Origin of the sequence: Nocardioides albidus (genome assembly GCF_006335005.1) — a bacterium.
GTDB lineage: Bacteria > Actinomycetota > Actinomycetes > Propionibacteriales > Nocardioidaceae > Nocardioides > Nocardioides albidus.
In genome coordinates, this window is record NZ_VDMP01000027.1 from 202176 (window position 1) to 204399 (window position 2224).

The 2224-nt window shown below is 69.8% G+C and carries 2 protein-coding genes; both read left to right on the top strand.

Annotated elements, in window-relative coordinates:
* Positions 1 to 1278 (top strand): NADH-quinone oxidoreductase subunit L (locus FHP29_RS19385; protein ID WP_240044618.1); only part of this gene is annotated, 1278 nt, incomplete at its 5' end.
* On the top strand, positions 1278 to 2224 hold a 947-nt coding region (locus FHP29_RS19390; protein WP_240044659.1), incomplete at its 3' end, for a complex I subunit 4 family protein. The genes FHP29_RS19385 and FHP29_RS19390, both read left to right, overlap by 1 nt.

The window sequence follows — 2224 nt, forward strand, 5'->3', positions numbered from 1 at the left end:
ACCAGCTTCAGCGGCGTCAGCGAGCTCGCCGGCGGCGCGACCGAGACGACGCTCAACTGGATCGGCGTCCTGCTGCTGGTCGGCGCGTGCGGCAAGTCGGCCCAGGTCCCGCTCCAGGCCTGGCTGCTGGACGCGATGGAGGGCCCGACGCCCGTCTCGGCGCTCATCCACGCCGCGACCATGGTCACCGCCGGCGTCTACCTCGTCACCCGCTCCAACTTCGTCTTCGAGCTCGCGCCCACCGCCCAGACGGCCGTGGTCATCGTGGCCACCGTGACCCTCCTGTGGGGCGCGATCATCGGGTGCGCCAAGGACGACATCAAGAAGGGCCTGGCCGGCTCCACGATGAGCCAGATCGGCTACATGATGCTCGGCGCCGGCCTCGGCGTCGCCGGCTACGCGTTCGCGATCTTCCACCTGCTCACCCACGGCTTCTTCAAGGCCAACATGTTCCTCGGGGCCGGCTCGGTGATGCACGCGATGGACGACGACGTCGACATGCGCCACTACGGCGCGCTGCAGAAGGCGCTGCCGATCACCTTCGCCACCTTCGCGCTCGGCTTCCTCGCCATCATCGGCATCCCGCCGTTCGCGGGCTTCTGGTCGAAGGACAAGATCATCGAGGTCGCCCTCACCGAGAACCCGATCGTCGGCCTCTGCGCCCTGCTCGGCGCGGGCATCACCGGCTTCTACATGACGCGCATGATGCTGATGACCTTCTTCACCAAGAAGCGCTGGGAGAAGGGCGTGCACCCGCACGAGAGCCCGCTCGTGATGACGATCCCGCTGATGGTGCTCGCCGCGCTGTCCGCCCTCGGCGGCCTGATGCTCGCCGGCAACTGGATCGTCGACTTCCTCAGCCCGGTCGTCGGCCACGCCGAGCACCACGAGCCGCCGCTGCCGGTCATCGTGCTCACCTTGATCACCATCGCGGTCGTCGCCGCCGGCGTCGCCCTCGCCTGGGTCCTCGTCGGTCGGCGCGACGTGCCGCGCACGGCCCCCGCCGACGTCTCCTTCGCCACCCGAGCGGCCCGTGCCGACCTGTACGGCGACGCGATCAACGACGGCCTGGTCGTCGTTCCCGGCAAGGCCGCCGTCACGGGACTGACCGCCGGCGACCGCACCCTGGTCGACGGCCTCTTCATGGGCGGCACGACGGTCCTCGCCGGCACCGGTGAGCTGCTGCGGCGCCTGCAGAACGGCTACGTCCGCTCCTACGCCCTCGGCATCCTCGGCGGCGCACTGCTCCTCGTCCTGACCCTGGTGGTGGTGAACTGATGCTGTCCGTTCTCGTCTGGCTGCCGATCGTCGGCGCCGTCGCCGTCGCCCTGGCGCCCCGCGCGGTCAGCAAGACCGCCGGGCTCGGCGTCGCGCTGGCGACGCTGGTCGTCGGCGTGGTCGTCGCCGCGTCGTACGACGCCGACGGCGGTCGCCAGTTGGAGGAGGAGCACGAGTGGATCGAGGCGTTCGGGGTGCACTACGCCCTCGGCGTCGACGGTCTCGGCCTGCTCCTGGTCCTGCTCACGGTGCTGCTCGTCCCGCTGGTGCTCGGCGCCGAGTGGTTCAAGGCGGACGCCCCCGGGTCGGCGGGCGCCCGCTCGTTCGTGGCGTGGACCCTCGCCCTGGAGGGCCTGTCGCTCGCCGTGTTCTGCGCGACCGACGTGTTCTTGTTCTACGTCGTCTTCGAGGCGACCCTGATCCCCGCCTACTTCCTCGTCGGCGGGTTCGGCCGCGAGGGTCGGGGCGCGGCGGCGCTGAAGTTCTTGATGTTCCAGCTCGCCGGCGGACTGATCCTGCTCGCCTCGGTGATCGGGCTCTACGTCGTCTCCTCCCAGCAGGGCGAGCCGTCGTACCTCCTCGCCGACCTGGAGCGGCTCGACATCGGCACGGAGGCCGGCCGCTGGCTGTTCTTCGGCTTCTTCATCGCCTTCGCGATCAAGGCGCCGCTGTTCCCGCTGCACACCTGGCTGGCCGACACGACCGAGAAGGCGACGCCCGGCACCGGTGTGCTGCTCGTGTGCATCCTCGACAAGATCGGCACCTTCGGGATGATGCGCTTCTGCCTCGGCATCTTCCCCGAGGCCTCGCAGTGGGCCACCCCGCTCGTGGTGACCCTCGCGCTGATCTCCGTCGTCTACGGAGCGCTGATCGCGATCGGGCAGGACGACATCTTCCGGCTCATCGGTCTCACCTCGCTCAGCCACTTCGGCCTGATCACGCTCGG